The organism is Youhaiella tibetensis, from assembly GCF_008000755.1.
Lineage (GTDB): Bacteria > Pseudomonadota > Alphaproteobacteria > Rhizobiales > Devosiaceae > Paradevosia > Paradevosia tibetensis.
Genome location: NZ_CP041690.1, coordinates 2,973,071 through 2,997,450 on the forward strand (window position 1 = coordinate 2,973,071; position 24,380 = coordinate 2,997,450).

Annotated in this window: 29 protein-coding genes; 14 read left to right on the forward strand and 15 right to left on the reverse strand. The window is 64.2% G+C overall.

From position 1 onward, the window contains the following. Positions 1–17: 17 nt before the first annotated feature. Complete coding sequence (locus FNA67_RS14545) at positions 18–491, forward strand: VOC family protein (RefSeq protein WP_049705845.1); 474 nt, start codon at positions 18–20, stop codon at positions 489–491. A gap of 99 nt (positions 492–590) precedes the next feature. Further along, entirely contained in the window at positions 591–869 is a 279-nt protein-coding gene (locus FNA67_RS14550) for a DUF2277 domain-containing protein (protein WP_049705846.1), read from the forward strand. Positions 870–877: 8 nt separating this feature from the next. Here the strand turns inward: FNA67_RS14550 and FNA67_RS14555 are convergent, their stop codons facing one another. Beyond that, a complete protein-coding gene (locus tag FNA67_RS14555) occupies positions 878–2,242 on the reverse strand; it encodes a PQQ-dependent sugar dehydrogenase (RefSeq protein ID WP_147656529.1) in 1,365 nt (454 codons plus the stop codon). Positions 2,243–2,417: 175 nt separating this feature from the next. On the opposite strand from FNA67_RS14555, the gene FNA67_RS14560 reads away from it, so the two are divergent. After that, entirely contained in the window at positions 2,418–3,164 is a 747-nt protein-coding gene (locus FNA67_RS14560) for a pyridoxine 5'-phosphate synthase (RefSeq protein ID WP_049705848.1), read from the forward strand. 11 nt (positions 3,165–3,175) lie between these two features. Here FNA67_RS14560 and FNA67_RS14565 read toward each other — a convergent pair whose 3' ends face one another. Beyond that, on the reverse strand, positions 3,176–3,826 hold the full coding sequence (locus FNA67_RS14565) for a TetR/AcrR family transcriptional regulator (RefSeq protein ID WP_147656531.1): 651 nt from the start codon (positions 3,824–3,826) through the stop codon (positions 3,176–3,178). A gap of 176 nt (positions 3,827–4,002) precedes the next feature. On the opposite strand from FNA67_RS14565, the gene FNA67_RS14570 reads away from it, so the two are divergent. From FNA67_RS14570 to FNA67_RS14580, 3 genes are all read left to right on the forward strand, one after another. Further along, the gene (locus tag FNA67_RS14570) at positions 4,003–5,208 is read left to right on the forward strand and encodes a multidrug effflux MFS transporter (protein WP_147656533.1); all 1,206 of its coding nucleotides are present in this window, start codon (positions 4,003–4,005) and stop codon (positions 5,206–5,208) included. Positions 5,209–5,532: 324 nt separating this feature from the next. Further along, positions 5,533–6,132, forward strand: a complete 600-nt coding sequence (locus tag FNA67_RS14575; RefSeq protein WP_049705851.1) for an NADPH-dependent FMN reductase — start codon at positions 5,533–5,535, stop codon at positions 6,130–6,132. A gap of 153 nt (positions 6,133–6,285) precedes the next feature. Beyond that, positions 6,286–8,205, forward strand: coding sequence for a potassium transporter Kup (locus tag FNA67_RS14580; protein WP_147656535.1), 1,920 nt, complete (start codon positions 6,286–6,288; stop codon positions 8,203–8,205). 123 nt (positions 8,206–8,328) lie between these two features. Here the strand turns inward: FNA67_RS14580 and FNA67_RS14585 are convergent, their stop codons facing one another. The 6 genes from FNA67_RS14585 to FNA67_RS14610 all read right to left on the reverse strand — a co-directional run bounded on the left by FNA67_RS14585 (position 8,329) and on the right by FNA67_RS14610 (position 13,388). Further along, positions 8,329–8,718, reverse strand: coding sequence for a hypothetical protein (locus FNA67_RS14585; RefSeq protein WP_049705853.1), 390 nt, complete (start codon positions 8,716–8,718; stop codon positions 8,329–8,331). 134 nt (positions 8,719–8,852) lie between these two features. After that, positions 8,853–9,611 (reverse strand): alpha/beta fold hydrolase, encoded by a 759-nt coding sequence (locus FNA67_RS14590; RefSeq protein ID WP_147656537.1) that lies wholly within the window; start codon positions 9,609–9,611, stop codon positions 8,853–8,855. Positions 9,612–9,620: 9 nt separating this feature from the next. After that, the gene (ilvN, locus tag FNA67_RS14595) at positions 9,621–10,175 is read right to left on the reverse strand and encodes an acetolactate synthase small subunit (protein WP_049705855.1); all 555 of its coding nucleotides are present in this window, start codon (positions 10,173–10,175) and stop codon (positions 9,621–9,623) included. A 152-nt stretch (positions 10,176–10,327) separates the two neighbouring features. Next, positions 10,328–12,091, reverse strand: coding sequence for an acetolactate synthase 3 large subunit (locus FNA67_RS14600; RefSeq protein WP_147656539.1), 1,764 nt, complete (start codon positions 12,089–12,091; stop codon positions 10,328–10,330). A gap of 420 nt (positions 12,092–12,511) precedes the next feature. Next, complete coding sequence (locus FNA67_RS22490; RefSeq protein WP_147656541.1) at positions 12,512–13,060, reverse strand: ImmA/IrrE family metallo-endopeptidase; 549 nt, start codon at positions 13,058–13,060, stop codon at positions 12,512–12,514. Further along, the gene (locus tag FNA67_RS14610; protein ID WP_147656543.1) at positions 13,035–13,388 is read right to left on the reverse strand and encodes a hypothetical protein; all 354 of its coding nucleotides are present in this window, start codon (positions 13,386–13,388) and stop codon (positions 13,035–13,037) included. The genes FNA67_RS22490 and FNA67_RS14610 overlap by 26 nt, the downstream gene beginning before the upstream one ends. 71 nt (positions 13,389–13,459) lie before the next feature. Between FNA67_RS14610 and FNA67_RS14615 the strand changes: the two genes are divergently transcribed. Further along, positions 13,460–13,741, forward strand: coding sequence for a CRISPR-associated protein Cas2 (locus FNA67_RS14615; RefSeq protein WP_147656545.1), 282 nt, complete (start codon positions 13,460–13,462; stop codon positions 13,739–13,741). A 4-nt stretch (positions 13,742–13,745) separates the two neighbouring features. On the opposite strand, the gene FNA67_RS14620 is transcribed toward FNA67_RS14615, so the two are convergent. Together FNA67_RS14620 and FNA67_RS14625 are read right to left on the reverse strand one after the other, a co-directional pair. Next, entirely contained in the window at positions 13,746–14,357 is a 612-nt protein-coding gene (locus FNA67_RS14620; protein ID WP_147656547.1) for a LysE family translocator, read from the reverse strand. A gap of 82 nt (positions 14,358–14,439) precedes the next feature. Continuing rightward, complete coding sequence (locus FNA67_RS14625; RefSeq protein WP_147656549.1) at positions 14,440–15,042, reverse strand: YdeI/OmpD-associated family protein; 603 nt, start codon at positions 15,040–15,042, stop codon at positions 14,440–14,442. Positions 15,043–15,687: 645 nt separating this feature from the next. Between FNA67_RS14625 and FNA67_RS14630 the strand changes: the two genes are divergently transcribed. From FNA67_RS14630 to FNA67_RS14640, 3 genes are all read left to right on the forward strand, one after another. Further along, positions 15,688–17,235, forward strand: a complete 1,548-nt coding sequence (locus tag FNA67_RS14630) for a sensor histidine kinase (RefSeq protein ID WP_147656551.1) — start codon at positions 15,688–15,690, stop codon at positions 17,233–17,235. Between the two features lie 4 nt (positions 17,236–17,239). After that, the gene (locus tag FNA67_RS14635) at positions 17,240–17,923 is read left to right on the forward strand and encodes a response regulator transcription factor (protein ID WP_049705860.1); all 684 of its coding nucleotides are present in this window, start codon (positions 17,240–17,242) and stop codon (positions 17,921–17,923) included. A 92-nt stretch (positions 17,924–18,015) separates the two neighbouring features. Next, a complete protein-coding gene (locus tag FNA67_RS14640) occupies positions 18,016–18,204 on the forward strand; it encodes a hypothetical protein (RefSeq protein WP_049705861.1) in 189 nt (62 codons plus the stop codon). A gap of 118 nt (positions 18,205–18,322) precedes the next feature. Here FNA67_RS14640 and FNA67_RS14645 read toward each other — a convergent pair whose 3' ends face one another. After that, positions 18,323–18,529, reverse strand: a complete 207-nt coding sequence (locus FNA67_RS14645; protein ID WP_049705862.1) for a cold-shock protein — start codon at positions 18,527–18,529, stop codon at positions 18,323–18,325. 340 nt (positions 18,530–18,869) lie between these two features. Here FNA67_RS14645 and FNA67_RS14650 point away from each other — a divergent pair, with 340 nt between their 5' ends. Then, complete coding sequence (locus FNA67_RS14650) at positions 18,870–19,073, forward strand: hypothetical protein (protein WP_147656553.1); 204 nt, start codon at positions 18,870–18,872, stop codon at positions 19,071–19,073. Here FNA67_RS14650 and FNA67_RS14655 read toward each other — a convergent pair. The 3 genes from FNA67_RS14655 to FNA67_RS14665 all read right to left on the reverse strand — a co-directional run bounded on the left by FNA67_RS14655 (position 19,070) and on the right by FNA67_RS14665 (position 20,511). Further along, positions 19,070–19,639, reverse strand: coding sequence for an HPF/RaiA family ribosome-associated protein (locus tag FNA67_RS14655; protein WP_049705864.1), 570 nt, complete (start codon positions 19,637–19,639; stop codon positions 19,070–19,072). The genes FNA67_RS14650 and FNA67_RS14655 overlap by 4 nt on opposite strands. A 141-nt stretch (positions 19,640–19,780) precedes the next feature. After that, complete coding sequence (locus FNA67_RS14660; RefSeq protein ID WP_049705865.1) at positions 19,781–20,041, reverse strand: glycine zipper domain-containing protein; 261 nt, start codon at positions 20,039–20,041, stop codon at positions 19,781–19,783. Positions 20,042–20,148: 107 nt separating this feature from the next. Then, on the reverse strand, positions 20,149–20,511 hold the full coding sequence (locus tag FNA67_RS14665; RefSeq protein ID WP_147656555.1) for a DUF423 domain-containing protein: 363 nt from the start codon (positions 20,509–20,511) through the stop codon (positions 20,149–20,151). An 84-nt stretch (positions 20,512–20,595) separates the two neighbouring features. Between FNA67_RS14665 and FNA67_RS14670 the strand changes: the two genes are divergently transcribed. Continuing rightward, positions 20,596–22,026: an MATE family efflux transporter gene (locus FNA67_RS14670; RefSeq protein WP_147656557.1), complete on the forward strand. Its 1,431-nt coding sequence runs from the start codon at positions 20,596–20,598 to the stop codon at positions 22,024–22,026. Positions 22,027–22,029: 3 nt separating this feature from the next. On the opposite strand, the gene miaA is transcribed toward FNA67_RS14670, so the two are convergent. Then, entirely contained in the window at positions 22,030–22,914 is an 885-nt protein-coding gene (gene miaA / locus FNA67_RS14675; protein ID WP_244616357.1) for a tRNA (adenosine(37)-N6)-dimethylallyltransferase MiaA, read from the reverse strand. Between the two features lie 29 nt (positions 22,915–22,943). Between miaA and serB the strand changes: the two genes are divergently transcribed. Next, the gene (serB, locus tag FNA67_RS14680) at positions 22,944–23,816 is read left to right on the forward strand and encodes a phosphoserine phosphatase SerB (protein WP_147656566.1); all 873 of its coding nucleotides are present in this window, start codon (positions 22,944–22,946) and stop codon (positions 23,814–23,816) included. After that, positions 23,813–24,361, forward strand: coding sequence for a GNAT family N-acetyltransferase (locus FNA67_RS14685; protein WP_210246386.1), 549 nt, complete (start codon positions 23,813–23,815; stop codon positions 24,359–24,361). Before serB ends, FNA67_RS14685 begins: the two co-directional genes overlap by 4 nt. Positions 24,362–24,380: the final 19 nt, after the last annotated feature.

The following is a 24,380-nucleotide window of genomic DNA, read 5'->3' on the forward strand; positions in this document are numbered from 1 at the left end:
AACGAGGAGAACTGCAAATGCCCAAGATCGTACCGTGTCTCTGGATGGACGACCGCATCGAGGAAGCCGTGAACTTCTACGTCTCCGTCTTCGGCGATGCCCGCATCATCAAGACCGAAGGCTATAGCGACGCCGGCCCGGGCCAGAAGGGCAAGGTCATGACCGTCGAATTCGAGATCGAAGGCCAGCGCTTCATGGCCCTGAACGGCGGCCCCATCTTCAAGTTCAACGAAGCGGTCTCGTTCGTCGTCAACTGCAAGACCCAGGCCGAAGTCGACTATTTCTGGGAAAAGCTCACCGCCGACGGTGGCCAGGAAAGCCAGTGCGCCTGGCTCAAGGACAAATACGGCCTTTCCTGGCAGATCGTCCCCGAGGCCCTGCAGCGCTACCTGGCCGATCCCGATCGCACCAAGGCCAATCGGGTAATGGAAGCGATGCTCAAGATGCAGAAAATCGACATTTCCGCCCTCGACCGCGCCTACGCCGGCTGACTTCCTGCCCCCACTCGATCACAACCTCCTGTCGGCCTTGACGAGGCCACAGGAGGTTGCTGTGCTCTGCCGAACCCGCCCCAGCCCAGGAGCGCCCCGATGTGCCGTAACATCAAGACCCTCTTCAATTTCGAGCCGCCCGCCACCCAGGACGAGGTTCGCGCCTCGGCGCTCCAGTTCGTGCGCAAGCTATCCGGCTTTACCCATCCGTCCCAGAAGAACGAGGCCGCCTTCTACTATGCGGTCAACGAGGTGACGGCGGCTGCCCAGCGCCTGCTGGACAGCCTTGAAACCAACGCCCCGCCGCGCGACCGCGACATCGAGGCCGAGAAGGCCCGCGAACGCGGCCGCAAGCGTTACGCTAGGGAAACCGCCTGACCGGCAGGTTACTTGCCGTAGCTCACCCGCCAGATGGTGCCGCTGCCGTCCTCACTCACAAAGAGTGAGCCGTCCTTGGCCACGGCCACGCCCACCGGGCGTCCCCAGACCTCGTCGTTCGAGATGACGAAGCCCGTCATGAAGTCCTGGTATTCCCCGGTCGGCTTGCCGTCGGCATCAAAGAGCAGCCGGACCACCTTGTAACCGCCGCGCGGCGCACGATTCCACGACCCGTGCATCGCCACGAACGCATTGCCCTTGTATTCGGCGGGGAACTGGTCGCCCTCGTAGAAGGCGATGTTGAGCGGCGCCGAGTGGGCTGCGAACAGCACGTCGGGCACCGTCACCTGGCCCTTGAGGTCCGGACGCTTGCCGGCAAGCCGCGGGTCCTCGTGGTCACCGATATAGTACCAGGGCCAGCCGTAGAACGCGCCTTCCTTGACGCTGGTGGCATAATCGAACGGCAGGTTGTCGCCGAGCGCGTCGCGTTCGTTGACCACGCACCAGAGCGCATTGGTCTGCGGTTGCAGGGTCATCCCCGAGCAGTTGCGCAGCCCCGTGGCAAAGACACGTTCGTTCTTGCCGTCAGGATCGAAGGCCAGCACGTCGGCCCGGCGCTCCTCGCTGCCCCAGGTGGCGCCGAGCGCGTGGTCCTTGGCCCAGGCCTCGACGCCGCCTTCGGGTTCGGGCGCCATGTCCTCGGCCACGTTCGAGCCCGACCCCACCGAGAAGTAGAGCGTCTTGCCGTCCGGCGAGAAAACCACGTCGCGCGTCCAGTGATGGTTGGGCGGAATGCCTTCCAGGATCACCTCGGGCGCGCCGCCGGCCTTCAGGTCCCCGCTCTTGTAGGGGAAGCGCACCAGTCCGTCGGCATTGGCGACATAGACCCACTCGGGGTTATCCCCCGGCGGATAGAAGGCGATGCCATAGGGCTGGTTGAGCTTGTCGGTGGCGAAGACACCTTCCTCGGTCGGCTTGGCGCTGCCTTCGGCAATTCTATAGACGCGCACCTCGTTGGCGGCGCTGTTGGCGACGAAAAGGTCCCCGTTCGGCGCGAAGCGGATGGCACGCGGATTCTTGATCCCCTGCGCCACCAGTTCGACCTTGAACCCGTCCGGCACCTTTGGAGTCAGCCCGTCCGGCAGCGGCACCCCGTGCGCCGAATTGGAGGCCGAGGGCGTGGCGCCCGGCTTGGGCAGGTCATCGACGGTGAAGTGCCGGGTCACTCCCGGCGCGTCCTTGGACCAGTCCCCGAAGGCGGCGTCTCCGCTCAGCACCTGGCCACTGGCAGCGCCGCTCTGGGCGTTTGCAGCGGCACCTGCGGCGAGGAAGGCGGACATTGAAATGGCAACGATGGGTATGAACTTGAGCATGGTTCCCTCCTTGAAATGCCTGACCGGCAAACGCCTCGCCTCCCTGCCCGTTCCGTCCCACACAAAACCTTGAGCCGCTTCCGAGGCAATCAATCGCATCGCCACAGGCTGCAACTTGCGCCAAGGCGTCCTATAGATTTGGCTCACTTTTTCGAGTCGGCACCCTGGACCCGCCATGACCAAGCTCTCCGTCAATCTCAACGCTGTCGCCCAACTCCGCAACCGGCGGAACCTGCCCTGGCCCAGCGTCACCGGGATCGCACGCATCGTGCTGGACGCGGGCGCCAGCGGCATCACCGTCCATCCGCGCCCTGACGAGCGCCACATCCGGCGCACCGATGTCTTCGAGCTCAAGGAACTGCTGGTTTCCGAGTATCCGCAGGCCGAGTTCAACATCGAGGGGTACCCGAGCGAGGAATTCCTGGCTCTGGTAGAGACAGCCGATCCCGAACAGGTGACGCTCGTCCCCGACGATCCGCAGCAGGCCACGTCCGATCACGGCTGGGATTTCACCGGCAAGGGCAATTTCCTCGCCTCGGTTGTCGGACGCATCCGCACGCCTACGCGTCGCATTTCCCTTTTCTGCGATCCCGACGCCGGTGAGGCCGGCATTGCCGCGGCCCGCGCCACCGGCGCCGACCGCATCGAGCTCTACACCGGCCCCTATGGCGGTTGCTTTGACGATCCGACCCGCGCCGAAGCCGAACTCGCCAAGCTGGCTGACACCGCCCGCGCCGCCATTGCCGCCGGCATGGGGATCAACGCCGGCCACGACCTGACCCTCGAAAACCTGCCGAAATTCCAGGCGGAAGTCCCCGGCGTGTTGGAAGCCTCGATCGGCCACGGCATTACCGCCGACGCCCTCATCCTCGGCTTCGCCGAGGCTGTCCGCCGCTACCGCGAGGTCCTGGGCGATCTCTGATCGCCCCTCGCCTACCGCTTGCCGAAAGCCTTCAGGAACGTTCGCACCGCGTTGGTCGCCGCCGAGCGGATTTCCGCCGGCCTGGGTGCCTGCCCGATTTCGCGCGTAACCGCCAGGTCGGCATTGACCAGCGCCATGAATTGACGCGCCGCCAGGTCGGGATCCTCGATATCGAGATAGCCCTGGTGCGCCAGCTTGGCGAAGCGTCCAGAAATCGCCGGCCAGTTGCTGCCCGGCCCATATTGCTTCCACGTCTCGAAGAGCTCGGGATAGCGCGGGCCTTCTTTCTCGATCAGCGTGCGCAACGCCATTGCATCGGCGTCGCACATGCAATTGCTGCACAGGCGCATCGCGAACTCGACGAGGTCCGATTCGAGATCGGTGGGATGGTCCGGGAACGTGCCTATGGTCTGGATCAACCGGTAGCTCGAGCGCGCCGACACCTCGGCCACCACCGCCACGAACAGTTTTTCCTTGTCCCCGATATGGTTGTAGATCGTCTGTCGTGAGACGCCGGCCTCGGCCGCGATCAGGTCGATACTGGCGCCAGCCACCCCTTCCCGCACGAAAACGGCTGTCGCTGCATCCAGGATGCATTTGCGCTTTGCGCTCTGCCCGCGCTGCATGGCGGGTTCGCGGATCAACTCAGACAGAGATTCCATGCCGCGAATATAATGGGGCTTGACGAATTAGACAACACTGTCCAAAAATGTGGACATTGGAGTCGCGGCCCCGCTCCTCCCGCTTACGCGCGCCGCCTCTCCACGACATCACGATCAGTTTATGAAGGCGATCCGCGCATATGGGTGCAGCGGATCGTCGTTCCAAGGGGTTTTCCATGAAGAGCGATATCCTTCGCGCAGCCCTTGTCCTCGGCCTGTTGTCCGTCGTCGGACCGTTCGCCATTGACATGTACCTGCCCGCCCTCCCGGCCATCGGGGCAAGCCTGGGGGCCGACACTGCCCAGGTCCAGGCCAGCCTCATGGCGTTCATGGCGGCCATTGCCGTCTGCCAGCTTGCCTATGGCCCAATCAGCGACATGGTCGGCCGCAAGCCGCCACTCTATTTCGGCATCGCCCTGTTCACGCTGGGCTCCATCGGCTGCGCCCTGGCGCCCAGCATCGAATGGCTGATTGCCGCCCGTTTCGTCCAGGGCATCGGCGCCTGTGCGCCCATGGCCATCCCCCGCGCCGTCGTGCGCGACAACTATACCGGTACCGACGCCGCCCAGCTCATGAGCCTGCTCATGCTGGTTTTCTCGGTCTCGCCCATCCTCGCCCCGCTTTCGGGCAGCCTCGTCATCCAGTTCGGCGATTGGCGCGCCCTCTTCTGGGTGATGGCCGTGGTCGGCGTGCTGGGCCTGCTGCTCCTCGCCTTCTTCCAGCCTGAGACCCGTCCGGCCTCCGCGCGTGTCGAAAGCAGCCTGGGCAGCGCCCTGCGCGGCTATCTGATGCTCCTAAAGGATTGGAACTTCCTGGGCCTCACCTTCATCGGCGCCTTCGGCATGTCCAGCTTCATGGCCTACCTGGCCAATTCGTCCTTCATCCTCATCGAGCACTACGGCATCTCGCCGACCTTCTATAGCTTCATGTTCTCGATCAACGCCGTGTCCTTCATCGGGCTCTCCCAGTTCGCCGCCTATTTCGGCAAGCGCTTCGGCTTCAACGCCGTCGTGCGCACCGCCGTCACCGGCTTCCTCGTCGTCACCTCCGCTCTCTTTGCGACCTTTGCCGCCGGCATCGACAACCTGGTGATCCTGGCCGCCCTGCTCTTCGTGGGTTACGGCTTCCTCGGCCTCGTCGTCCCCACCACCGCGGTGCTGGCGATGGAAGAGCACGGCGAAATCGCCGGGACCGCCTCCGCCCTCATGGGAACGCTCCAGCTCGTCACCGCCGCGGTGGTGATGGGCATCTCCGGGGCCTTCTTCAACGGCACGGCCCTGCCCATGGTCACCGTCATCGCCGCCTGCGCCGTCGCCGCCTTCATCCTCACCCAGCTCACCATCCGTGGTGGCCGGCGTATCGTGGAGGCTCCGGCCGAATAACCTTCCTCTCCAAAGGCCAGTCCTGAGACTGAGGGCGCGGTGTCAGACCCGCGCCCTTTTCTTTTACAGCTTTCAAAGATTGGTTCATTATCGCGAACAGTCCATTCCGCTCCTCGAACAACCTCGCCTCGCGCCCTCGCGCCGTTCCCGCCATCGGCTCGAGACGCCCCGAAACCCGGTTGGTTTCGTTTATGTGCCTGACTCACATCGTTGATCCCGGGTGAAACCGGTGTGTCCACCAACCAGCATTGTGCCTTCTTGAGAGAATCCTGGGCAGGAACATATTCAGCGTCAGTTACTGTTTGAGACTGAAGGAGACCACAAATGTCCAAACCCAAGATTGCCGTCATCATCGGCTCCACCCGCGACACCCGTTTCGGCGCCAAGCCCGCTCAGTGGATCTTCGATCTCGCCAAGCAGCGCGACGACCTCGATGTCGAACTGGTGGACCTGAAGGACTTCGACCTGCCCCTGTTCAACGAAGCCGCCTCGAACGCCTGGATGCCCTCCCAGGACCCGAAGGCCGTTGCCTGGCAGCAGAAGGTCTCGAGCTTTGATGGCTACATCATCGTGACCCCGGAATATAACCGCTCGATTCCCGGCGCCCTCAAGAACGCCTTCGACCAGGCCTATGTGGACTGGAATAAGAAGCCGGTCGGCTTCGTGGCCTACGGCACCGTCGGTGGCGCCCGTGCCGTCGAGCACGCCCGCACCATCGCCGTTGAGCTGCAGATGGTCCCGGTTCGCTCGGGCGTCCATATCGGCGGCGGCGAGTTCGTAGCCACCGCCTTCCAGGGCAAGGAGATTTCCGAGATCGAAGCCGCGATCCTGCCCAGCGCCAAGGACATGCTCGACCAGCTGACCTGGTGGGCCTACGCGACCAAAACTGCCCGGGAAGAATCGGTCGCCGAAGCGGCCGAATAAGTCTCCTTCACGTACGCTTCCCGAGCTGGGCGGCACCTTCGGGTGCCGCCCTTTTCGTTTGCTCACCCGCAACCTTATGCACATGCTAGGGTTGAGTGTGGCAAAGAAGGGGTATACAAGCCGCCCGCCTCGCCGCCAGATGAGCAAAGGTTCATGACGCAAGTGGATGTCGCCGGTCCTGAAACCGGCAGTGTAGAGCCCGAACAGGCCGAACACGCACAAAAGCACTTGCCAGTGCTCATTCTTGGAGCGCTTGGCGTCGTCTATGGAGACATCGGGACCAGCCCGCTTTACGCCTTCCGTGAAGCGCTGCACGGCGCCACCGATGGCACGCCCGAGCACGTGGAAGTTCTGGGAATACTCTCCCTCATCTTCTGGGCGCTCACCATCGTGGTCACCATCAAATATGTCGGCTTCGTGCTGCGCGCCGACAACAAGGGCGAGGGCGGCACGCTCTCGCTGATGTCGCTGGCCCGGTCCAGTTTCGCCAATCGGCCCGCCTGGGTGCTGTTCCTGGGTGTCATCGGCGCCTCGCTGTTCTTCGGCGACGCCATCATCACCCCCGCCATTTCGGTGCTGTCGGCCGTGGAAGGGCTGGAAATCATCCAGCCCAATCTCACGCCCTGGGTCGTACCCATCACCGTGGTGGTGCTGATCATCCTCTTCACCGTCCAACGCTTCGGTACGGGGGGCGTCGCCACCGTTTTCGGGCCGGTAATGGGCGTGTGGTTCCTGGCCCTGGGGCTCTCGGGCCTCAATCACCTGGTCCACAATCCGAGCGTCCTCGTCGCGCTCAACCCCTATTACGGCGTGCTCTTCATCATCGATCACGCCCACCTGGCCGCCATCGTGCTTGGCGCCGTCTTCCTGGCCGTCACCGGCGCCGAGGCGCTTTACGTCGACCTTGGCCATTTCGGCCGCAAGCCCATCACCATCGCCTGGCTCTGGATGGTCTTCCCCTGCCTGCTGCTCAACTATTTCGGCCAGGGCGCCTTTGTCCTCGGCCACACCGAGGCGGCTTCAAATCCCTTCTTCCAGATGCAGCCCGAATGGGCGCTGGTGCCGATGGTGGCGCTGGCGACCGCGGCCACCGTCATCGCCAGCCAGGCCGTGATTTCGGGCGCCTATTCGCTCACGCGCCAGGCCATCAACCTCAACCTGCTGCCGCGCATGGATATCCGCCACACGTCCGAGAACGTGTCCGGCCAGATCTACATGCCCTACATCAATTCACTGCTGCTGGTGCTGGTCCTAGTGTTGGTCGTCGCGTTCCGCAGCTCGACCTCGCTATCCGCCGCCTACGGCATCGCCGTCACCGGCGAGATGCTGGTCACCGCTGTGCTGCTGCTCGTGGTCATGTGGCGAATCTGGAAATGGGGCCTGCCCGTGGCCATCGCCATCGTCACCCCGTTGTTCATCATCGATCTGGGCTTCTTCGTATCGAACCTGACCAAGTTCACCCAGGGCGGCTGGGTTCCGGCCCTGGTTTCGGTGATCCTGATCATCGTCATGTCGAGCTGGATGGCCGGCCGCCGCCGCCTCGCCGAAAAGACCCGGCGTGACGAAGTTCCGCTGGAGTTCCTGGTCCAGAACCTCACCAAGAAGAAGCCGACCATCGTCCCCGGCACTGCCATCTTCCTCACCAGCGATATCGAAGGCGCGCCGACCGCCCTCCTGCACAGCCTCAAGCACTACAAGGTCCTGCACGAGCGCAACGTCATCCTCACCGTCGTCACCTCCTCGGCCCCGACCGTTGCCGACGACGAGAAGGTGCGTATCGACGCCTATAACGAGCTTTTCTGGCGCGTCATCGTCACCTTCGGCTACATGGAAACGCCCAATATTCCCAAGGCCCTCGGCCTGGCGCGAAAGCTGGGCTGGAAGTTCGACATCATGTCGACGAGCTTCTTCCTCTCCCGCCGCGTGCTGAAGCCTTCGGCCAAACGCGGCCCGATCCGCTCGATCACCGACCGCATCTTCATGACCATGGCCCGCAATGCCAGCGACGCGACGGAATACTTCCATATTCCCACCGGCCGCGTGGTCGAGATCGGCACGCAGCTGACCATCTAGGAAGGGTCTGGCACCCCGCAGGAGCGCCTTCCCCGGCCAAGGCCGGGGCTCACGCTCAACACGTTCCTGCTTGAAAGTCCCTGTCCCCCGGCCTTGGCCAGGGAGGAAGGCATGGGATCGACCCTATTCCTTGGGCATATCCGGACAGACATAGGGCACGTCCGCCGGCTTGAACCGCTGCTCGCCGGCGGGCGACTTGAGCACCAGTTCATCGGCGGTGAGCGACACGATCTCGGCACTGATCGGCATGCCGTCCTCTTCCCAGCTCAGATGCGTCGCGTCCACCTGTTTCCAGGCCGAGAGCCGGTGCGTTTCCCAGCACGAATCGGAGATCAGCGTGCCATCCGAAAGAAACACCTGCATGGCCCCGGGCAGGTCCGTATCCTGCTGCACCCAGACCCGATCCGTCAGCCCGTCACCCTGGGGCCTGCCGCCCTCCTCGGCGATCGCCGGGAGGCATGTGCCCACGCCCCACATGGCCAGTAACGCGATTACGGCGGTCTTGGTGGTCATCGGCCTGGGCTCCTCTTGTCGGTCCCGCTGAACTGGGGATCACGCTCGGTCCTTGCAAGAGCGCCCTGAAATTTCGGTGATTTTTCGGCAGAGGCAGGTTTCGATTGTGAATTTTCGGCAACACTCGCCGCCGGCTAGCCCCGCATGGTCCGCAGGAAATCGAGGATCACCCAGGCGGTGAAATCGGGTTTTTCGAACGCCACGCCGTGCCCCGCGCCCGGCACGATCGACAGGTGCCCCCTGGGGAGCGCCCGCCACATCGCGACGGCGTGCTCAACATGGATGTTGTCGTCCTCGCCCTGCATCACCAGTGCCGGCTGGGCGATCCTGCTCAGGTCTTCGTCCGTCAACCGCGGCTCCGAGAACCAGAGCGCGAACATGCGCTCGGAGACCGAAGCAAAATGCTCCGCGCCCTCGGGAGCACGCTGGCCGTAGTCGGCCTCGAGAAACCGGTAGACCTCCGAGCCCGGCGCGACGTCGAACGCGTCCTGCCCCTCGTAGTGATAATTTGTGCCGATCAGCACCATGGCCTCGATGAGGTCCGGCCTTTGCAGCGCCGCGAACAGGGCCGCGATGCCTCCGTCGCTCCACCCGACCAGCACATGCGGCCCGTCCCCGAGCCACTCGAGGAACTCGATGACTTCGGCGCCCATGCGCCCATAATCGAAAGGCCGCCCGTCGTCCGACGTGCGGCCCTGCCCGATGCGATCGAACCCGATCAGCCGGTATTGCTGGCCCAGGGTCGGTCCGAGGGCATCGAGCAACTGCTCGGAATACCCCAGCCCGCCATGCAGGAACACCAGCGCCGGCCCGGAACCGCGCTCGCTCACCCAGACCTTCCGCCCGCCTATGTCGGCGTAGGCCCCCTGAAACGCAGCGCCGTCCCCGGCCATGTCCGCTCCTTACATGCCCTCCGGCCCGCGCGAGATCGCGGCCAGCCCGGTGCGCACCACTTCAACCAATCCCAATGGGACCATAAGGGCAATGAACGAGTCGATCTTGGAGGATTTTCCGGTCACCTCGAAAACGAAGCTCTCGGTGGTGGCGTCCACCACCTGCGCGCGGAAGGCATCGGCCAGGCGCAGCGTCTCGGAGCGGTGCTCGCCCGTGCCCTTGACCTTGATCAGCGCCAGCTCGCGCTCGAGCGCGGCGCCCTCGGCGGTCAGGTCGTGCACCTTGTGCACCGGCACCAGCCGTTCGAGCTGCAACTTGATCTGCGTGAGCGTCTTGGGAACGGCGACGGTGACCAGCGTGATGCGACTAAGTCGCTTGTCGTGTTCGGTCTCGCTGACGGTCAGGCTTTCGATGTTGAAGCCCCTGGCGGTGATGAGCCCGACGACACGCGCCAGGATACCCGGCTCGTTGTCCACGAGCACCGAGAGCGTATGCCGCTCGGGCGTTGCGGTTTCCTGGGTCAGGAAGTAGGCCGATCCGGTCGGCAACAGGCTTGCGTTCATTTTCTATACGTTCCTCGAAACACCGGTGCGTGGGGCCTCCCCCACCCTTATTCCCTCCCCACAAGGGGGAGGGAGACGCGTTGGCTTGATCCCGCCCCATCTCCTCCCTCCTCTTGTGGGGAGGGACCGAGGGTGGGGTGAGCCGCCCGCGCCTAAACCAGCATCTTCCCCTTCTCATCAATGATCGAACCGATGTCCGCCGTATCGGGCAGGATGATCTCGTTATGCGGCTTGCCCGACGGGATCATCGGCAGGCAGTTCTCGTCCTTTTCAACGATCACGTCGAACAGCACCGGTCCGGGGTAATCCAGCATCTCCTGGATCGCCGCATCGAGCTCTGCCGGGTTCTCGCAACGGATGCCCTTGCCGCCATAGGCCTCGGCCAGCTTGACGAAGTCCGGCAGGCTCTCGGCATAGGAATGCGCGTAGCGCCCGCCATGCAGCAGGTCCTGCCACTGGCGCACCATGCCCATGCGCTCGTTGTTGAGTATGAAGATCTTGATCGGCAGGCGATACTGCGCCGCCGTGGACATCTCCTGCATGGTCATCTGCACCGAGGCTTCCCCGGCGATATCGATGACCAGCGCGTCCGGATGCGCCACCTGCACGCCCACCGCTGCCGGCAGGCCGTAGCCCATGGTGCCGAGGCCGCCCGACGTCATCCAGCGGTTCGGCTCCTCGAAATGGAAGTGCTGGGCGGCCCACATCTGGTGCTGGCCGACTTCGGTGGTGATGTAGACGTCCTTGCCCTTGGTCGCCTCGTAGAGCCGCTGGATGGCGTATTGCGGCTTGATGGTCGTTTCCGAGTTCTTGAACCCGAACGAGTTGACCGCACGCCACTTCTTGATCTGCTCCCACCAGGGCGCGATGGCCTCGGTGCGCGGCTGGTTGGTGCGGCTGCGCCAGATGCGGATCATCTCTTCCATCACCAGCCCGCAATCCCCGATCACCGGAATGTCGATGACCACGTTCTTGTTGATCGAGGACGGGTCGATATCGACATGGATCTTGCGGCTGCCCGGCGAGAAGGCGTCGATGCGCCCGGTGATGCGGTCGTCGAACCGCGCCCCGATATTGATCATCAGGTCGCAGTCGTGCATCGCCAGGTTCGCTTCGTACGAACCATGCATGCCCAGCATGCCCAGCCATTGCGGGTTGCTCGCGGGGAACGCGCCCAGGCCCATGAGCGTGGAGGTCACCGGGAAGCCGGTGATCTCGGCCAGCTCGCGCAGGTGCTTGCTTGCTTCCGGTCCCGAGTTGATGACGCCACCGCCCGTGTAGAACACCGGCCGCTCGGCCCGCAGCATCAGGTCGACCGCCGCCGTGATGGCGTCGAGGTCGCCCTCCACCTTGGGCTGGTAGCTGGCATGGCGGAAATTCTCGAGGTCGGGGCGGATATATTCGCCCACCGCGAACTGCACGTCCTTGGGGATGTCGATCACCACCGGGCCCGGCCGCCCGGTCGTGGCGATATGGAAGGCCTCGTGCATGATGCGCGGCAGGTCCTTGACCGATTTGACCAGGTAATTGTGCTTGGTGCACGAGCGCGTGATGCCGACCGTGTCGCATTCCTGGAAGGCGTCAGAGCCGATGAGGTTGGTCGGCACCTGCGCGGTGATGCACACCAGCGGAATGGAGTCGAGCAGCGCATCGGTCAGCCCCGTCACCGCATTGGTGGCGCCCGGGCCCGAGGTCACCAGCACCACGCCCGGCTTGCCCGTCGAGCGCGCATAGCCTTCGGCCATGTGGGTCGCGCCCTGCTCGTGCCGCACCAGGATGTGCTGGACCTTCTCCTGCTGGAACATCGCGTCATAGATCGGCAGCGCCGCGCCGCCCGGATAGCCGAAGATATGCTCGACTCCCTGATCCGCCAGCGCCTGCACCACCATCTCGGCGCCCGTCATCTTCTCAGCCATCGCCAAAAATTCCTTCCTCACCACGGCCCATCCGAACCGCCTAAAACCCGGGCCTGCCTCCGCCTCCCCCTCTCCAGGGAAGGCCGGGGCGGGAGTGGGCAAAGCCCACCGAAACCCTCGAACCACCAACTCGGGGCCCACCTCTCCTCCCTCCCCCTTGTGGGGAGGGCCGGGGTGGGGGTGGGCCAAACCCACCGAACCCATCATTTCCAACCCTGCGCTCCTTTCCGCCCGCGACGGAAAAAAGGCAATAAAAAAGGCCCCATTCGGGACCTGTTTTCGGCGCACCAGCTCGCTCGCGGGTTTCTAACCCACGTTGCCGATGCGCCTACCTACTACGAGAATGAGTGCCCGCACGGGACCTCTCCAAAAAATTGAACGCGGTAGGGATAGGCGTGGGCGGGGGTGGGTGTCAAGGGACTAGTGAACAACCGATCCGATGTCCCCCGGAATCCCCGAAGGAACGAACTGGTCATCCCTCGACCCGTCGACTGGAAGCCCCAGCCTAATTCTCATAGCAGCAGGAGAGACGAGCAATTTCGCCGCCAATGCCTCAGGGGTAAGCACGCCGTCTCGCTGAAGTTGAACAATATGGCTTTGAGGCATCAGGAGACTAGCTGCGAACCTATTGGCTTCCGTCTCCTCACGTGGACCTATTGCCGTGTTGTGATAGCGTCCGGCAGACGTGCTGCGGTAAACTCGATCGTCATCAATCCCCCGCCCTATCAAGTGCCGGTGCAGGAAAAAGTGGCCCAACTCATGTGCGATCGTGAATCGCTTGCGCGCAGTGGAGTGGCTTGCGTTCACGTTAATTTGGTAGCTACCAGTTTCGGGTATCGACACCAACTCTCCCGAGATATCGGTGTCCAGCCAAGCTTCATGCAGCCTAATGCCGAATTCACGGCATATTCCCTCCAAGTCCACGGGGACCTTAGTTTGGGCCCTACGAATCGTCTCTGCTAGCGTCATCTTGGTCTGTCCCTTGAGCAGCGGCTATTTCGTTCGCCTCTTGATCTGTCACTGTTACCGCTCGTGCCAACTCCATATAGTCACGAACGAGCGAGGGTAACATAGCCTCCATTCTGTTTACCGCATCTTGCTCCAGGCGCCGGACGGCCTTCTCTAGCTCTTCCCTGGCAGCGCCGGCAGCAACCTGCTCTGCTCGATACTTCAAGAAGTTAAAAAACGGGAACGCCAGCAAGGCAATAAGCAACGCAATAAGAGCCATTAGTGCTGATAGATAGTCAAGACGGCCAAATTCCGTGGCCGCGTTGAAGACATTCGGATCCGCTGCCATACCCCCTCCAATATCAGCGATTGAGACGCTGACTAATTAGTGATAATTCGTTCAATAAACAGGAGATTTTTATGGCTGTCTACATCGTGAGCTACGATCTGCGCGCGCCAGGCCGCGACTATTCAACGTTGTACGCGCGCCTTGGTCAGTGGAAGGCAGTCAGAGGTCTAGAGTCTGTATGGTTCATAAACTGGGATACCACGCCAGTGAAGATACGTGATGACCTTCGCCAGTATGTTGATGCGAACGACTTGCTTTTCGTAGCCGAATTGAAGGGCCCGAGTGCGTGGTCCGGCTTATATGGCAATGCGGCCCAGATGCTCGTAACGTGGATTGATAACGGAAGTCGGTAGCCCCTCACCTGCTCACCACCGCCAACTTAACCCCCAACCCCACAAACGCCGCCGCAAACGTCCGTCGCATCCACATCATCACCTTCGGCCGCGAAACCACGTGCTGCCGCACCGCGGCGGCGCACACGCCATAAATCGCGAACACCACGAACGTCAGCGCCATGAACACCGCGCTCAGTTCCAGCATCTTCGGCACCGCCCCGCTCGCGCCCGGGTCCACGAATTGCGGCAGGAAGGCGAAGAAGAAGATCGAGAGTTTGGGGTTGAGAATATTGATCAGCACGCTCTCGACGATCACCTGCCGGGCCGAGCGCGGCGCGCTCTGGCCTTCGACATTGAGTGCGCCCTTCTCCCGCAGCGTCTGCCAGGCCATGTAGAGCAGGTAGGCCACTCCGGTATACTTGATCACCTCGAAGGCCAGCGCGCTTGCATGCAGGAGCGCCGCCAACCCGGTGATCGCCGCCGCCATATGCGGAATGATGCCGAGCGTGCAGCCGAAGGCCGCCACCAGGCTCGCTTTCGCCCCGCGCGTCAGCCCGGCGGCCAGCGTATAGAGCACGCCCGTTCCCGGCGACGCCACGACCACCAGGGTCGTGATGAGAAATTCGATGCTCATCGTGCTGCCTCCCGCCTGAGAGACTACCAGCCGCCATCCCTTTGGCAATCCGTGTGTTTCGCGAAGGCCACCCCCGCGCCCCCTACTCGCTCACCCCGCCCGATTTCGGCTGTCGCCACTGGTTGGCCCGGATGTTGACCGCCGCCTTCTCCACCGTCTCGACGATGCGCCTGGCTCGCGTCTCGTCGGTCCTGGCGCCCCCGATCCATTCGAGGATCGCCCGCTTGGCCGAGCGCGGGAAGGCCGACCAGTAGCGCAGCGCCTCGGGGTTCGCTGCCAGCGCCGCCGCGAGATCGTCCGGCTCGGCCAGCGCCTCCACGGCATCGAGCGCGTTCCATTGCCCGTTGCGCCGCGCGGCCTCCACCAGGCGCATTCCGGCCGGGGCCATCGCTCCGCTGGCAATCAGCCGCTCGACCCGGGCGCGATTAACCTGCGACCAGGCGCTGCCTTCCCGGCGCGGGGAAAGGCGCAGCATCGAGCGGGCGTCGTCCAGCTTGCGCGGCAGGCTGTCCACCCAGCCGAAGCACAGCGCCTCCTCCACGATCGCTTCATAGGGCACGTGCCGCCCGTCGCCCTTCTTGTAGGTGACCAGCCAGATACTCTCGCCCTGCCCGTGGTGCCTCTCGAGCCAGCCGCGCCACTCCGCCCGGCTGGTCACCTCCACCATCTCATGCTTGCCGGCCATTCCGCGTCACCCGCGTGGTTGCGCCGCCGCCAGTCTAGCGCCCTCGCAAATCCGGCGAAACCAGACCGGCGCCGATCTCTCCCCCGCGTGCCCGTTCCGCCTAACCCACGGAGGCCATGGGCAAATCGCGCCGCGCCCGCCGACTTATCCCCCGATTTTGCTTCTCGCGCATACTTTGCCCATCCCTCCGCCAATAGCGGGGCACTGACGAGGTGTCCGGCGGCCGGTGGCGAGTTCGGGCTGCGGTTTCGCGAACGCAGCTTGCGTCACGGGGTTCTGGGAGTTGGGGGAAGCAGGGGTCGCCCTGTTTCCGGCCTAAGTGTGACGTGACCGGCCCGGAGTGCGCTCGCGGGCAACTTGCGTGTACGGGTTCGTAGAACCCCAACGCTCAGGGGCGAGGCGAGCCTCGTTCATCCATCTTGTGTTCGTGAGGCAGACCTCGCCCCGAGCCGCCGTCCCTGCAGCACCCGCCGGCCTTGTGGCCGGGCGGCGCTTCGGCGCGCCTGCTTGCCCAAGAGACGGTCAAGAGACGGTCAAGCGACGGCCATGACGCGGCCGTGACCGCGTTTGCGGGCATATGCCCCTTCCCACAAGCCGCTCCAGCCAATAGTGATTTGGACGTTGCCGTTCAGGAGGCTTTCGCCCATGTCGCTGCGCTGGCGCATCCTTGCGCTCGAAATCGCCAGCCTCGTCTTCATCCTCGCCATGATCGCGCTGATGGCCGGCGCGTTGCGCCTGTCCGGTCATTTCGCCGGCCGGGTCGATGGCGTCCACAAGCGTTTCGAGGCCTTGGCCGATCTCGATGGCCGCGCCAACAATTACGGCGAGCAGGTCGCCAGCACCCTGCTGCTGGGCCGCGAGAAGATGGCCGACCTGCAGACCGCGCGACTCGACATGGAAAAGGTCTTCGCCCGGCTCAACCAGGCCACCCGCGACGAGATCGCCACCCTTGGCGGCCTGAGCGAAGTGCAGGCCGAATTGCCCGAGGTCGAGGAAAACCGGCGCATGCTCGAACTCTATCACGGCATCGATGTCAACGCGACGCGGGCCCTGGCCCTGCAGCGCGATGGCCGGCAGGTCGAAGGCATCGCCCTTTTCTCGCGCGACGTCGCCTTCCGCCTCGCCAACGAGCTCCAGCCCCAGATCGACCGGGCCCTCCAGGACGAGCGCGCCGAAGTCGCCGATCAGCTCGATGCCATCGCCACCTGGCAGGCGCGGCTATGGGCCGGCGGCGCCGTGCTCGCCGTGGCGGCCCTCGCCTGCCTCATCTCCCTGGGCTACCTCCTGCGGCGCTCCATCGTCCGCCCCCTGGGCGAGATCGCCACCGCCGCCGAAAAGCTCGCTGCGGGGGACTACGCCCAGCGCCTCGATTTCGCCGGCAAGGACGATTTCGCCGAGTTCGCCACCGCCTTCAACGCCGTGGCCGCCAATGGCGAGAAGACCGCCACCGAGCTGGCCACCCGCACCGCCGAGCTGCGCTCGGTCAGCGATCAGCTCAAGGTCATCGACAATCGCCGCACCCAGTTCCTGGCCGATGTCAGCCACGAGCTGCGCACCCCGCTCACCGTCCTGCGCGGGGAGGCCGACGTGGCCCTGCGCGGCCCGGCCGATGCCGCCGAGCTGCGCCAGTCCATCGAGCGCATCCAGGGCCAGGCCAAGGATCTGGGGCGCCTGCTCGAAGACCTCATGGCCTTTGCCCGCGCCGATGCCGAGAACCAGCCTTACATCGTCACCGATGGGCGTCTCGACGATGTCGTCAGCCTCGCCGCCGAAGAGGCCGAGCTACTGGCCGAGCCGCGCGAGGCCCGCATCGCGGTGTCCCTCAACGATGGCGGCCGGCATGTCGAGGCCGATTTCCGCCGCATCCGCCAGGCGCTCATGATCGGGCTGGATAACGCGGTCAAGCACTCCCCGCCCGGCGGCACCATCGGCATCCAGACCGAGGCCCTGGACGACAGCATCGCCATTCGCATCACCGACGAGGGGCCCGGCGTCACCCCCGAGGACCACCCCCGGGTCTTCGAGCGCTTTTATCGCGGGCGCGGCGAGAGCGACCTGGAAAACGAAGGGCTGGGCATCGGCCTTGCCATCGCCAAGGATATCCTCGATCGCCACGGAGGCACTATAAGTCTGGAGAACCGGCCCGAGGGCGGGGCGGTCCTGGAGTTCACTTTACCGGCAGGCGCACGCTAGACCCATGAAGATACTTGTCATCGAAGATGATCGCCGCATCGCCTCGTTCCTCGAGCGGGGACTGGCTGCCGAAGGCTACCAGGTGAGCGTGGAACAGGATGGGCGCGATGGCCTCGAGCGGGCGCGCACCGACAATTTCGATCTCATCATCCTCGATCGCATGCTGCCCTATATCGACGGCATGGAGGTCTGCCGCATCCTGCGCGAGGAGCGGCGGCCCGCCATGATCCTGATGCTCACCGCCAAGGATAGCCTTCAGGACAAGGTCGAGGGTCTCAAGGGTGGCGCCGACGATTACCTCACCAAGCCCTTCGCCTTCGACGAGTTGCTGGCGCGCATCGTGGCGCTGCGCCGCCGGCGCTCTGACATCGATCACGAGGACATCCTGCGCATCGGCCCCCTGGCCCTCGACCCGCAATCGCGCCGCGTCACACGGAACGACCGCCCGATCGCCCTGACGGTGCGCGAATTCGAGCTCCTGCGCTACCTCATGGTCAATGCCGGCAAGGTCGTTTCGCGCCAGCGGCTTCTCAACAGCGTCTGGGAATATGGCTACGATCCGGGCACCAAGATCGTGGACGTCTACGTCCGCTACGTGCGCGCCAAGATCGACGAATCCGGCCAGCCGTCGCTCATCGAGACCGTACGCGGTATTGGCTACATGATGGGCGGCGAGGCGGCCGGCTGACCCGGCTTTCTCTCCAAATTCTAACCATTCCCTCAACATCGTCTAACCTGCCGGTCGTAATTTTTCCGGGGTCTGGACTACGGAGAGTTGGAATGGACGGCTGGCCCCGCATTTCAAGCAAGCGCTTCGATGGCGAGAGCATGGACACCTACCGCAGGCGCGCCGCTCAGATCGCCGAGATCATCACCGGCTTCCGCATGGGCCGTTTCGACAGCGAGACCGCCGACGAGATGGAACAGCGCCTGGCGGACCTCCAGAACCCCATCCTCGAGCATCACTGAGCCGGCATCTGCCGGAAAAGCAAAAGGCCCCGATCCGGGGCCTTTGTCGTTTCTGCGGCCAGAAACGCGAAAGGCCCCTTGCGGGGCCCTCCTGTTGTCGCCGGGGCGACCTGGCTCCTTAGAGAGCCTTGATGTTGGTCGCCGACAACTTGCCGTCGCGGCCGGACTGCAGGTCGTAGGAGACCTTCTGGCCTTCGTTGAGCGTGGTCATGCCCGAGCGCTCCACGGCGGAGATGTGAACAAAAGCGTCCTTGGTGCCATCCTCGGGCTGGATGAAGCCGTAGCCTTTGGTGGTGTTGAAGAACTTAACGGTGCCGATGGTCATGGTAAACCTTGTGATGATGCCGGACCCAACTCGGGCCGGCGCGTTTTCTTGTCCGCAACGCGCGGACAAGGCCTATAAACGTTCGCAAGATCAGGAGGTTTCCAAGCACCGGCGAGCCGGTAGTTCAGATAGCGCAAGTTCAGACGAAAACGTAACCGCATTATCGCTGGCTATTGCGACGTTATCAAGTCATCACAGCGCAGGGATGATATGCACCGCTCCCAGGCTTTTCGAATGGCGACAAAGCCTTGCCCGCCGCGGCGCGCGCCCTCCCCCTTCCGGCCGGTCTACCCTGCAACCGGAAGGCCCGTTCGCTAGTTTTCACCCGGGAGGTGAAAACATGTCATCAGCATTCGTCAGGGAAGGCGGCGGGGAAACGCCGCGCGTCTGGCAGAGCCGCGAGAGCGCCGCTGAAAGTCTCGCAACGTGGCGCACAATTGATGGCCAGCACTACAACTACGAGATCCGCGCACGCCCTCACGGCGGCTTCATGATCGCCCGACTCAACAAGTCGGGCGGCTTCGATAGCTGGGTTTCCGATTAGCCGAGAGGCCCGATCGCCTTGACCGCGGACGCTTGCGGGCCGTAGGGCCCTTCTTCGTCAGAGGCCACCGCCAGCACCTCGTCGCCCTCGGCCAGCGCATCGAAGCGCCCCTTGAGCACGGCCTCCGAGAAGAACAGCGTCGCCCCGTCATGCATTTCGATGAAGCCGTTGCGCACCGCCCCATCCAGGCGCGCGATGCGCCCATGCTCGGGCTGATGGGCCAGTTGCTTGACGTCTTGGGGCGCCAGCTTGCGGAAATGGGTCGAGACCTGTTCGGCCGCCGTATGAAAGGCATCGGCCAGGGCAGTGTCGAACGCCTGCGGCCCGGCCGGCGATGGAAGATCGACGCTGCGCTTGCCGATCGCCAGGCCGCCCGGATAGGCGAGTTCCACATGGATGCTGACGACGCTCTTGTGGCCGATCTTGTTCTTGCCGTCGATGATCACGTGCCCTGAAATGACGGCGCGGTCGAGCCTATCCAGATTACCGGCCAACTCGTCGATCTTGGCGCGGATGCGGTCGCTCGGTTCGAAGTGACGGAAGCTGATTTCGATCGGTGCGTTCATGGGAACCTCCCGGCGTTGCACTGAAGGATCAACTCGCCATGAGCGCTTGAAGTTGCGGCAGAAAAACAAAAACACCCGGCCCCGGCTGAGCGCCGGGACCGGGTGCTGTCTATTGCCTAGACCAGTAAACTGGCTGACGGCTTAGCCGCGCGGGCAGGTATCGATGAACACCTGGCCCTTCGAATTGCGATAGTAGCACTTGCCGGGCTGGTCAGCGACCTTGCCGATGGCTGCACCGGCAACCGCGCCCAGACCCGCGCCAACCGCGGTGCCAAGGACCGAACCGGTCGTAGCGGCACCGATGATGCCACCACCAACGGCGCCAACGGCAGCACCCTGCTGCGTGCTGGTGCAAGCCGAGAGCGACAGCAGTGCCGCCGCGATCACGAGTAGTTTCTTCATTCTTGACCCTCCTGAGATGGTGCGGGCTCAATGCGGCTCGCGCTTTATGGTTCCACCTTTAAACAAGTCAAAAATGGGGCGGACGTCAATATGTGGCGCGATAGCAACTACTTGCTATCGATAATTGCCGCCACGACCACGGCGATCCAGCCCCCGATCATGGCCGCTCCGCCCAACGGCGCGGCCCCCGGAAACACCCCTGCCCCGGTAAAATGTCGTGTGATGAGATCGCCGGCGAAAAGCAGTGTACCCACGCCCAGGAGCAGCGCCGCAGCCTGCAGGGCCCTTCCCGGCAGCCGGAACAGCCCGAGCGCCAGGAGCGCAGGTCCGTGAGCCAGGCAGATTGTCGAGGCCGCCCCCAGCAGGTGCTCATCACCGCCATGGGAGGCAGCGGCCGCGAGCGCCACGCCGGCGCCCCCGATCAGGCCGCCCAGGCCGAGCGTGATGCGACTGAACATATCCCGTGCCATGGCAACCCCTTGGTGATCGGCAGCCCGGGGGTAGCAGCTTCCTCCGCCATCGGCTACAGGTCATGCGCGATAAGGAAGCCTTTCATGACTGTCCAACTGGATTCGGACGCCGCCCTGGCGCCCGCAAACGTGCGCTCTGGCTGGAGCGCCGAACTCAAGGCGCTGTTTGCTCTCGCCTGGCCGCTGGTGCTCGCCCAGCTGGCGCAGAATGCCCTGTTCACGTCCGACGTCATCATGATGGGCTGGCTCGGCCCCAAATACCTAGCAGGCGGCGCGCTCGCCACGGCCTTCTTCAACATGTTCCTCATCGGCTCGATCGGTCTGGTCGGCGTCGTCGCCCCCATGGTGGCCCAGGCACTGGGAGCCCGCGACCTGCGCAGCGTGCAGCGCACCCTGCGGACCGCCTTCTGGGTCGTCATCGCCATTGCCGCCGTGCTCATTCCGGTGGTCTGGCAGGTCAAGCCCATCCTCCTCGCCCTCGGACAGAACCCCGAGGCGACCGACCTCGCCCAGGACTTCGTCCACCACGCCGCCTGGCTCTTCCTGCCGGCGCTCGGCCTTATCGTGCTGCGCTCGTTCCTTTCGGCCCATGGCGTAACGCGGCCGATCCTGGTGATCACCATCCTCGGCATCTTCATCAATGCGGGCCTCAACTACTGCCTTATGTTCGGCAATTTCGGCTTCCCCCGCCTCGAGCTCAAGGGGTCGGGCATCTCCACGGCCACTGTCAACCTGCTGATGTTCCTGATGATGCTCGGCTACGTGCTCTGGCACCGGCGCTATCGCCGCTACAACATCTTCGGCAACTTCTTCGCCATCGACTGGGCCCGCTTCCGCGAGATGTTCCGCATCGGCACCCCGATCGGTCTCACCGTCATGGCCGAGGTAGGCCTCTTCTCGGCTGCAGCGATCCTCATGGGACTGCTCGGCACCGATGAGGTCGCCGCCCATGCCGTGGCGCTCCAGATCACCTCGATGGCCTTCATGGTGCCGCTCGGCCTCTCGCAGGCCACCACCGTCCGCGTCGGCCTGGCTTACGGCGCCGGCTCGCGCGAGGGCATCCGCAAGGCCGGCTGGTCTTCGATCGGCCTGACCCTGGCCTTCGAGTCCATTACCTGCACCCTGTTCCTGCTCTTCCCGCTACGCCTCGTGACCTTCTTCCTCGATCCGTCCCACGAGGCCAATGTGCACGCCATCGGCCTGGCGGCCACCTACCTAATCGTCTCGGCGCTCTTCCAGGTCGTCGACGGAACACAGGCCATCGCGGCCGCCTCGCTACGCGGACTCAACGACACCAAGGTCCCGATGATCATCGCGATCGTCGGCTACTGGCTCGTCGGCCTGCCCGTGGCCTATCTCTGTGGCTTCGTCCTCGACTGGCGCGGGGTGGGCGTCTGGAGCGGCCTGGCGGCGGGTCTGGCGTTCGTCGCCATCGTCCTCACCGTCCGCTTCGCCATGCGCGAACGGCTCAACCTCATCCGGTTCGACAAGCTCAGGGAGCAGTTGGACGCCTGATCGCTAGGGCGCGATCCAGGTCCAGTCACCCATCCGGTTACGCATCCAGGTGCGCTGCCGCTTGGCGTATTGGCGCGTCGCGATGATGGCGCGCTCGATGGCCTCGTCCTCGCTCATCCGGCCCGCGAGCACCGCGGCGATCTCGGGCACGCCGATGGCCTTCATTGCCGGTAGCGCCGGGTCGAGGTCCATCGCCATGAGTGCGCCGACCTCGTCGACCGCGCCGCCATCGAACATGGTCTCGAACCGCCGCGCGATCCTCTCGCGCAGAACATCACGATCCGGGTTGAGCACGACGCGCTCGACCTCGAACCCTTCCAGCAGCCCGCTCTGGGCGGCATCCTGGAAGCTGGCAAGCGACCTGCCGGTTGCCTTTAGCACCGCCAAAGCCCGCACTACCCGCTGCGGATCAGGAGCCCTGAGGCGCCGGGCCATTTCCGGGTCACGCTCGGCGATCAGGCGAGCCCGATTCTCTGCATCAAGTCCTTGAATCTCTTTCTCAGCTTCGGCCACCACTTCGGCGGGGACAGTCGGAACCTCAGCGAATCCGTTTGTGAGCGCTTCGAAGTAAAGTCCTGTCCCACCTACGAAAATCAGTGGCCGCTCGCGATCCGTTTCTTGAATCAGTTTCTCAACTGCGCCGGCCCATGCTCCCGTCGAAAACCGCTCGCTCGGCGAGACAAAGCCATAGAGGCGATGTTCCGCCTGCGCCTCCTCGGCAGCACTCGGGCGGGCGGTGACGACACGCAGGACGTCGTAGACCTGCATGGCGTCGGTGTTGACGACGATGCCGCCGCTCTCCCGGGCCCGCGCCAGGGCCAGCGCCGACTTGCCGCTGGCAGTCGGACCCGCTATCAACACCGCTCGCCTTTTCGGCGCTCCGCTCATCACCATTCCTCTGTCGTACCGGGTCCCATATGTCGGTTCTCTGCCTCATCGCCAACCCTTCCGATCCGGCGCTCGACAGCGATCTGGTCAATGCCGTGCAGCGCGAGACGGGCGGGGAAATCAACTGGCTGACCCAGCGCATTGCCTGCGAGATCGTCGAGCCGAAGTCAACCGACCCTCTCGCGACGGCGCGCCTGCACATCAAGGACCGCCCCGTCGATGCCGCGCTCGTCCGTGTCGAGAAGCGCCGTAAGAAGCTGCTCATCGCCGACATGGATTCCACCATGATCGAGCAGGAGTGCATCGATGAGCTCGCCGACGCGCTCGGCATCAAGGATCAGGTGGCCGACATCACCGCCCGCGCCATGAACGGCGAACTCGACTTCGAACAGGCGCTCGATACCCGCGTCGCCCTGCTCCGCGGGCTCGAGCGCGCCGTGATCGAGGAGATCCGCCGCGAGCGCATCACCCTCGCCCCGGGCGGTCGCGCCCTGGTCCACACCATGAAGGCCTATGGCGCTTATACCTCGCTCATCTCGGGCGGCTTCACCTTCTTTGCCGACTACATCGCCAAGCGCATCGGCTTTGACGAAGCCACAGCCAACGTCCTCGAGTTCGACGGCGATCGGCTGACCGGCACGGTGACCAAGCCCATCGTGGACAAGATGACCAAGCTCGGACGCCTCAACGCCCTCTCCGCCGAACGCGGCCTTGCCGTGGAAGAGACACTCGCTGTCGGCGATGGCGCCAACGACCTCGACATGATCCGGGCCTCCGGCCTGGGCGTGGCTCTGCACGCCAAGCCCGTCGTCGCCGAGCAGGCCCATGTCCGCATCGATCATGGTGACCTCACAGCCCTGCTCTATCTGCAAGGCTATAGCGACGAAGATTTCGTGCGATGAACCTGGAAACCGAACGCCTTATCCTGCGCCCCTGGGAAGATCGTGACCGCGCGCCGCTGGCCGCCATCCTCGGCGACCCGCATGTCCGTCGCTACTACCCGAGCACGGCCACGCCCGAAGAGGTCAACGCGCAGATCGATCACGCCATTGCCCGCACGGCCGAACACGGCTTCCACTTCTGGGCCGCCGAACACAAGGCAGACCGCAAGCTCATCGGTCTCGTCGGCGTCGCCAGCCTCTCCGACCGCATGCGCACCGTCATCGACAGCGATCCGGGCGTCGAGATCGGCTGGCAGTTCGACAAGAACTACTGGGGCCAGGGCCTGGCGCCCGAAGGGGCGCGGGCCTGGCTCGATCACGCCTGGAAGACGCTCGGGTTCGCAGAGGTCGTGGCATTCACCGCCCAGACCAACCTGCCAAGCCAGCGCGTGATGGAAAAGATCGGCATGCGCCGCGACCCGGCAGACGATTTCGCCCATCCGAACCTCGCCGAAGGGCACCCTTTGCGCCAGCACGTGCTCTACCGCATCAAGCGCCCCGGCTAAGCCGCCGGGACGCCTGCCG

What these genes read in the sequence shown, in the direction of transcription:
- FNA67_RS14640 (WP_049705861.1), top strand. Translation starts at nt 18,016, where the DNA reads ATGGACGGCTGGCCCCGCATTTCAAGCAAGCGCTTCGATGGCGAGAGC.
- FNA67_RS14550 (WP_049705846.1), top strand. Translation starts at nt 591, where the DNA reads ATGTGCCGTAACATCAAGACCCTCTTCAATTTCGAGCCGCCCGCCACC.
- FNA67_RS14620 (WP_147656547.1), bottom strand. Translation starts at nt 14,357, where the DNA reads ATGAGCATCGAATTTCTCATCACGACCCTGGTGGTCGTGGCGTCGCCG.
- FNA67_RS14615 (WP_147656545.1), top strand. Translation starts at nt 13,460, where the DNA reads ATGGCTGTCTACATCGTGAGCTACGATCTGCGCGCGCCAGGCCGCGAC.
- FNA67_RS14560 (WP_049705848.1), top strand. Translation starts at nt 2,418, where the DNA reads ATGACCAAGCTCTCCGTCAATCTCAACGCTGTCGCCCAACTCCGCAAC.
- FNA67_RS14630 (WP_147656551.1), top strand. Translation starts at nt 15,688, where the DNA reads ATGTCGCTGCGCTGGCGCATCCTTGCGCTCGAAATCGCCAGCCTCGTC.
- FNA67_RS14545 (WP_049705845.1), top strand. Translation starts at nt 18, where the DNA reads ATGCCCAAGATCGTACCGTGTCTCTGGATGGACGACCGCATCGAGGAA.
- FNA67_RS14570 (WP_147656533.1), top strand. Translation starts at nt 4,003, where the DNA reads ATGAAGAGCGATATCCTTCGCGCAGCCCTTGTCCTCGGCCTGTTGTCC.
- FNA67_RS14580 (WP_147656535.1), top strand. Translation starts at nt 6,286, where the DNA reads ATGACGCAAGTGGATGTCGCCGGTCCTGAAACCGGCAGTGTAGAGCCC.
- FNA67_RS14635 (WP_049705860.1), top strand. Translation starts at nt 17,240, where the DNA reads ATGAAGATACTTGTCATCGAAGATGATCGCCGCATCGCCTCGTTCCTC.
- FNA67_RS14600 (WP_147656539.1), bottom strand. Translation starts at nt 12,091, where the DNA reads ATGGCTGAGAAGATGACGGGCGCCGAGATGGTGGTGCAGGCGCTGGCG.
- FNA67_RS14660 (WP_049705865.1), bottom strand. Translation starts at nt 20,041, where the DNA reads ATGAAGAAACTACTCGTGATCGCGGCGGCACTGCTGTCGCTCTCGGCT.
- FNA67_RS14590 (WP_147656537.1), bottom strand. Translation starts at nt 9,611, where the DNA reads ATGGCCGGGGACGGCGCTGCGTTTCAGGGGGCCTACGCCGACATAGGC.
- serB (WP_147656566.1), top strand. Translation starts at nt 22,944, where the DNA reads ATGTCGGTTCTCTGCCTCATCGCCAACCCTTCCGATCCGGCGCTCGAC.
- FNA67_RS14685 (WP_210246386.1), top strand. Translation starts at nt 23,813, where the DNA reads ATGAACCTGGAAACCGAACGCCTTATCCTGCGCCCCTGGGAAGATCGT.
- FNA67_RS14565 (WP_147656531.1), bottom strand. Translation starts at nt 3,826, where the DNA reads ATGGAATCTCTGTCTGAGTTGATCCGCGAACCCGCCATGCAGCGCGGG.
- FNA67_RS14575 (WP_049705851.1), top strand. Translation starts at nt 5,533, where the DNA reads ATGTCCAAACCCAAGATTGCCGTCATCATCGGCTCCACCCGCGACACC.
- FNA67_RS14585 (WP_049705853.1), bottom strand. Translation starts at nt 8,718, where the DNA reads ATGACCACCAAGACCGCCGTAATCGCGTTACTGGCCATGTGGGGCGTG.
- FNA67_RS14555 (WP_147656529.1), bottom strand. Translation starts at nt 2,242, where the DNA reads ATGCTCAAGTTCATACCCATCGTTGCCATTTCAATGTCCGCCTTCCTC.
- ilvN (WP_049705855.1), bottom strand. Translation starts at nt 10,175, where the DNA reads ATGAACGCAAGCCTGTTGCCGACCGGATCGGCCTACTTCCTGACCCAG.
- FNA67_RS14625 (WP_147656549.1), bottom strand. Translation starts at nt 15,042, where the DNA reads ATGGCCGGCAAGCATGAGATGGTGGAGGTGACCAGCCGGGCGGAGTGG.
- FNA67_RS22490 (WP_147656541.1), bottom strand. Translation starts at nt 13,060, where the DNA reads ATGACGCTAGCAGAGACGATTCGTAGGGCCCAAACTAAGGTCCCCGTG.
- FNA67_RS14665 (WP_147656555.1), bottom strand. Translation starts at nt 20,511, where the DNA reads ATGGCACGGGATATGTTCAGTCGCATCACGCTCGGCCTGGGCGGCCTG.
- FNA67_RS14670 (WP_147656557.1), top strand. Translation starts at nt 20,596, where the DNA reads ATGACTGTCCAACTGGATTCGGACGCCGCCCTGGCGCCCGCAAACGTG.
- FNA67_RS14650 (WP_147656553.1), top strand. Translation starts at nt 18,870, where the DNA reads ATGTCATCAGCATTCGTCAGGGAAGGCGGCGGGGAAACGCCGCGCGTC.
- FNA67_RS14610 (WP_147656543.1), bottom strand. Translation starts at nt 13,388, where the DNA reads ATGGCAGCGGATCCGAATGTCTTCAACGCGGCCACGGAATTTGGCCGT.
- miaA (WP_244616357.1), bottom strand. Translation starts at nt 22,914, where the DNA reads ATGAGCGGAGCGCCGAAAAGGCGAGCGGTGTTGATAGCGGGTCCGACT.
- FNA67_RS14645 (WP_049705862.1), bottom strand. Translation starts at nt 18,529, where the DNA reads ATGACCATCGGCACCGTTAAGTTCTTCAACACCACCAAAGGCTACGGC.
- FNA67_RS14655 (WP_049705864.1), bottom strand. Translation starts at nt 19,639, where the DNA reads ATGAACGCACCGATCGAAATCAGCTTCCGTCACTTCGAACCGAGCGAC.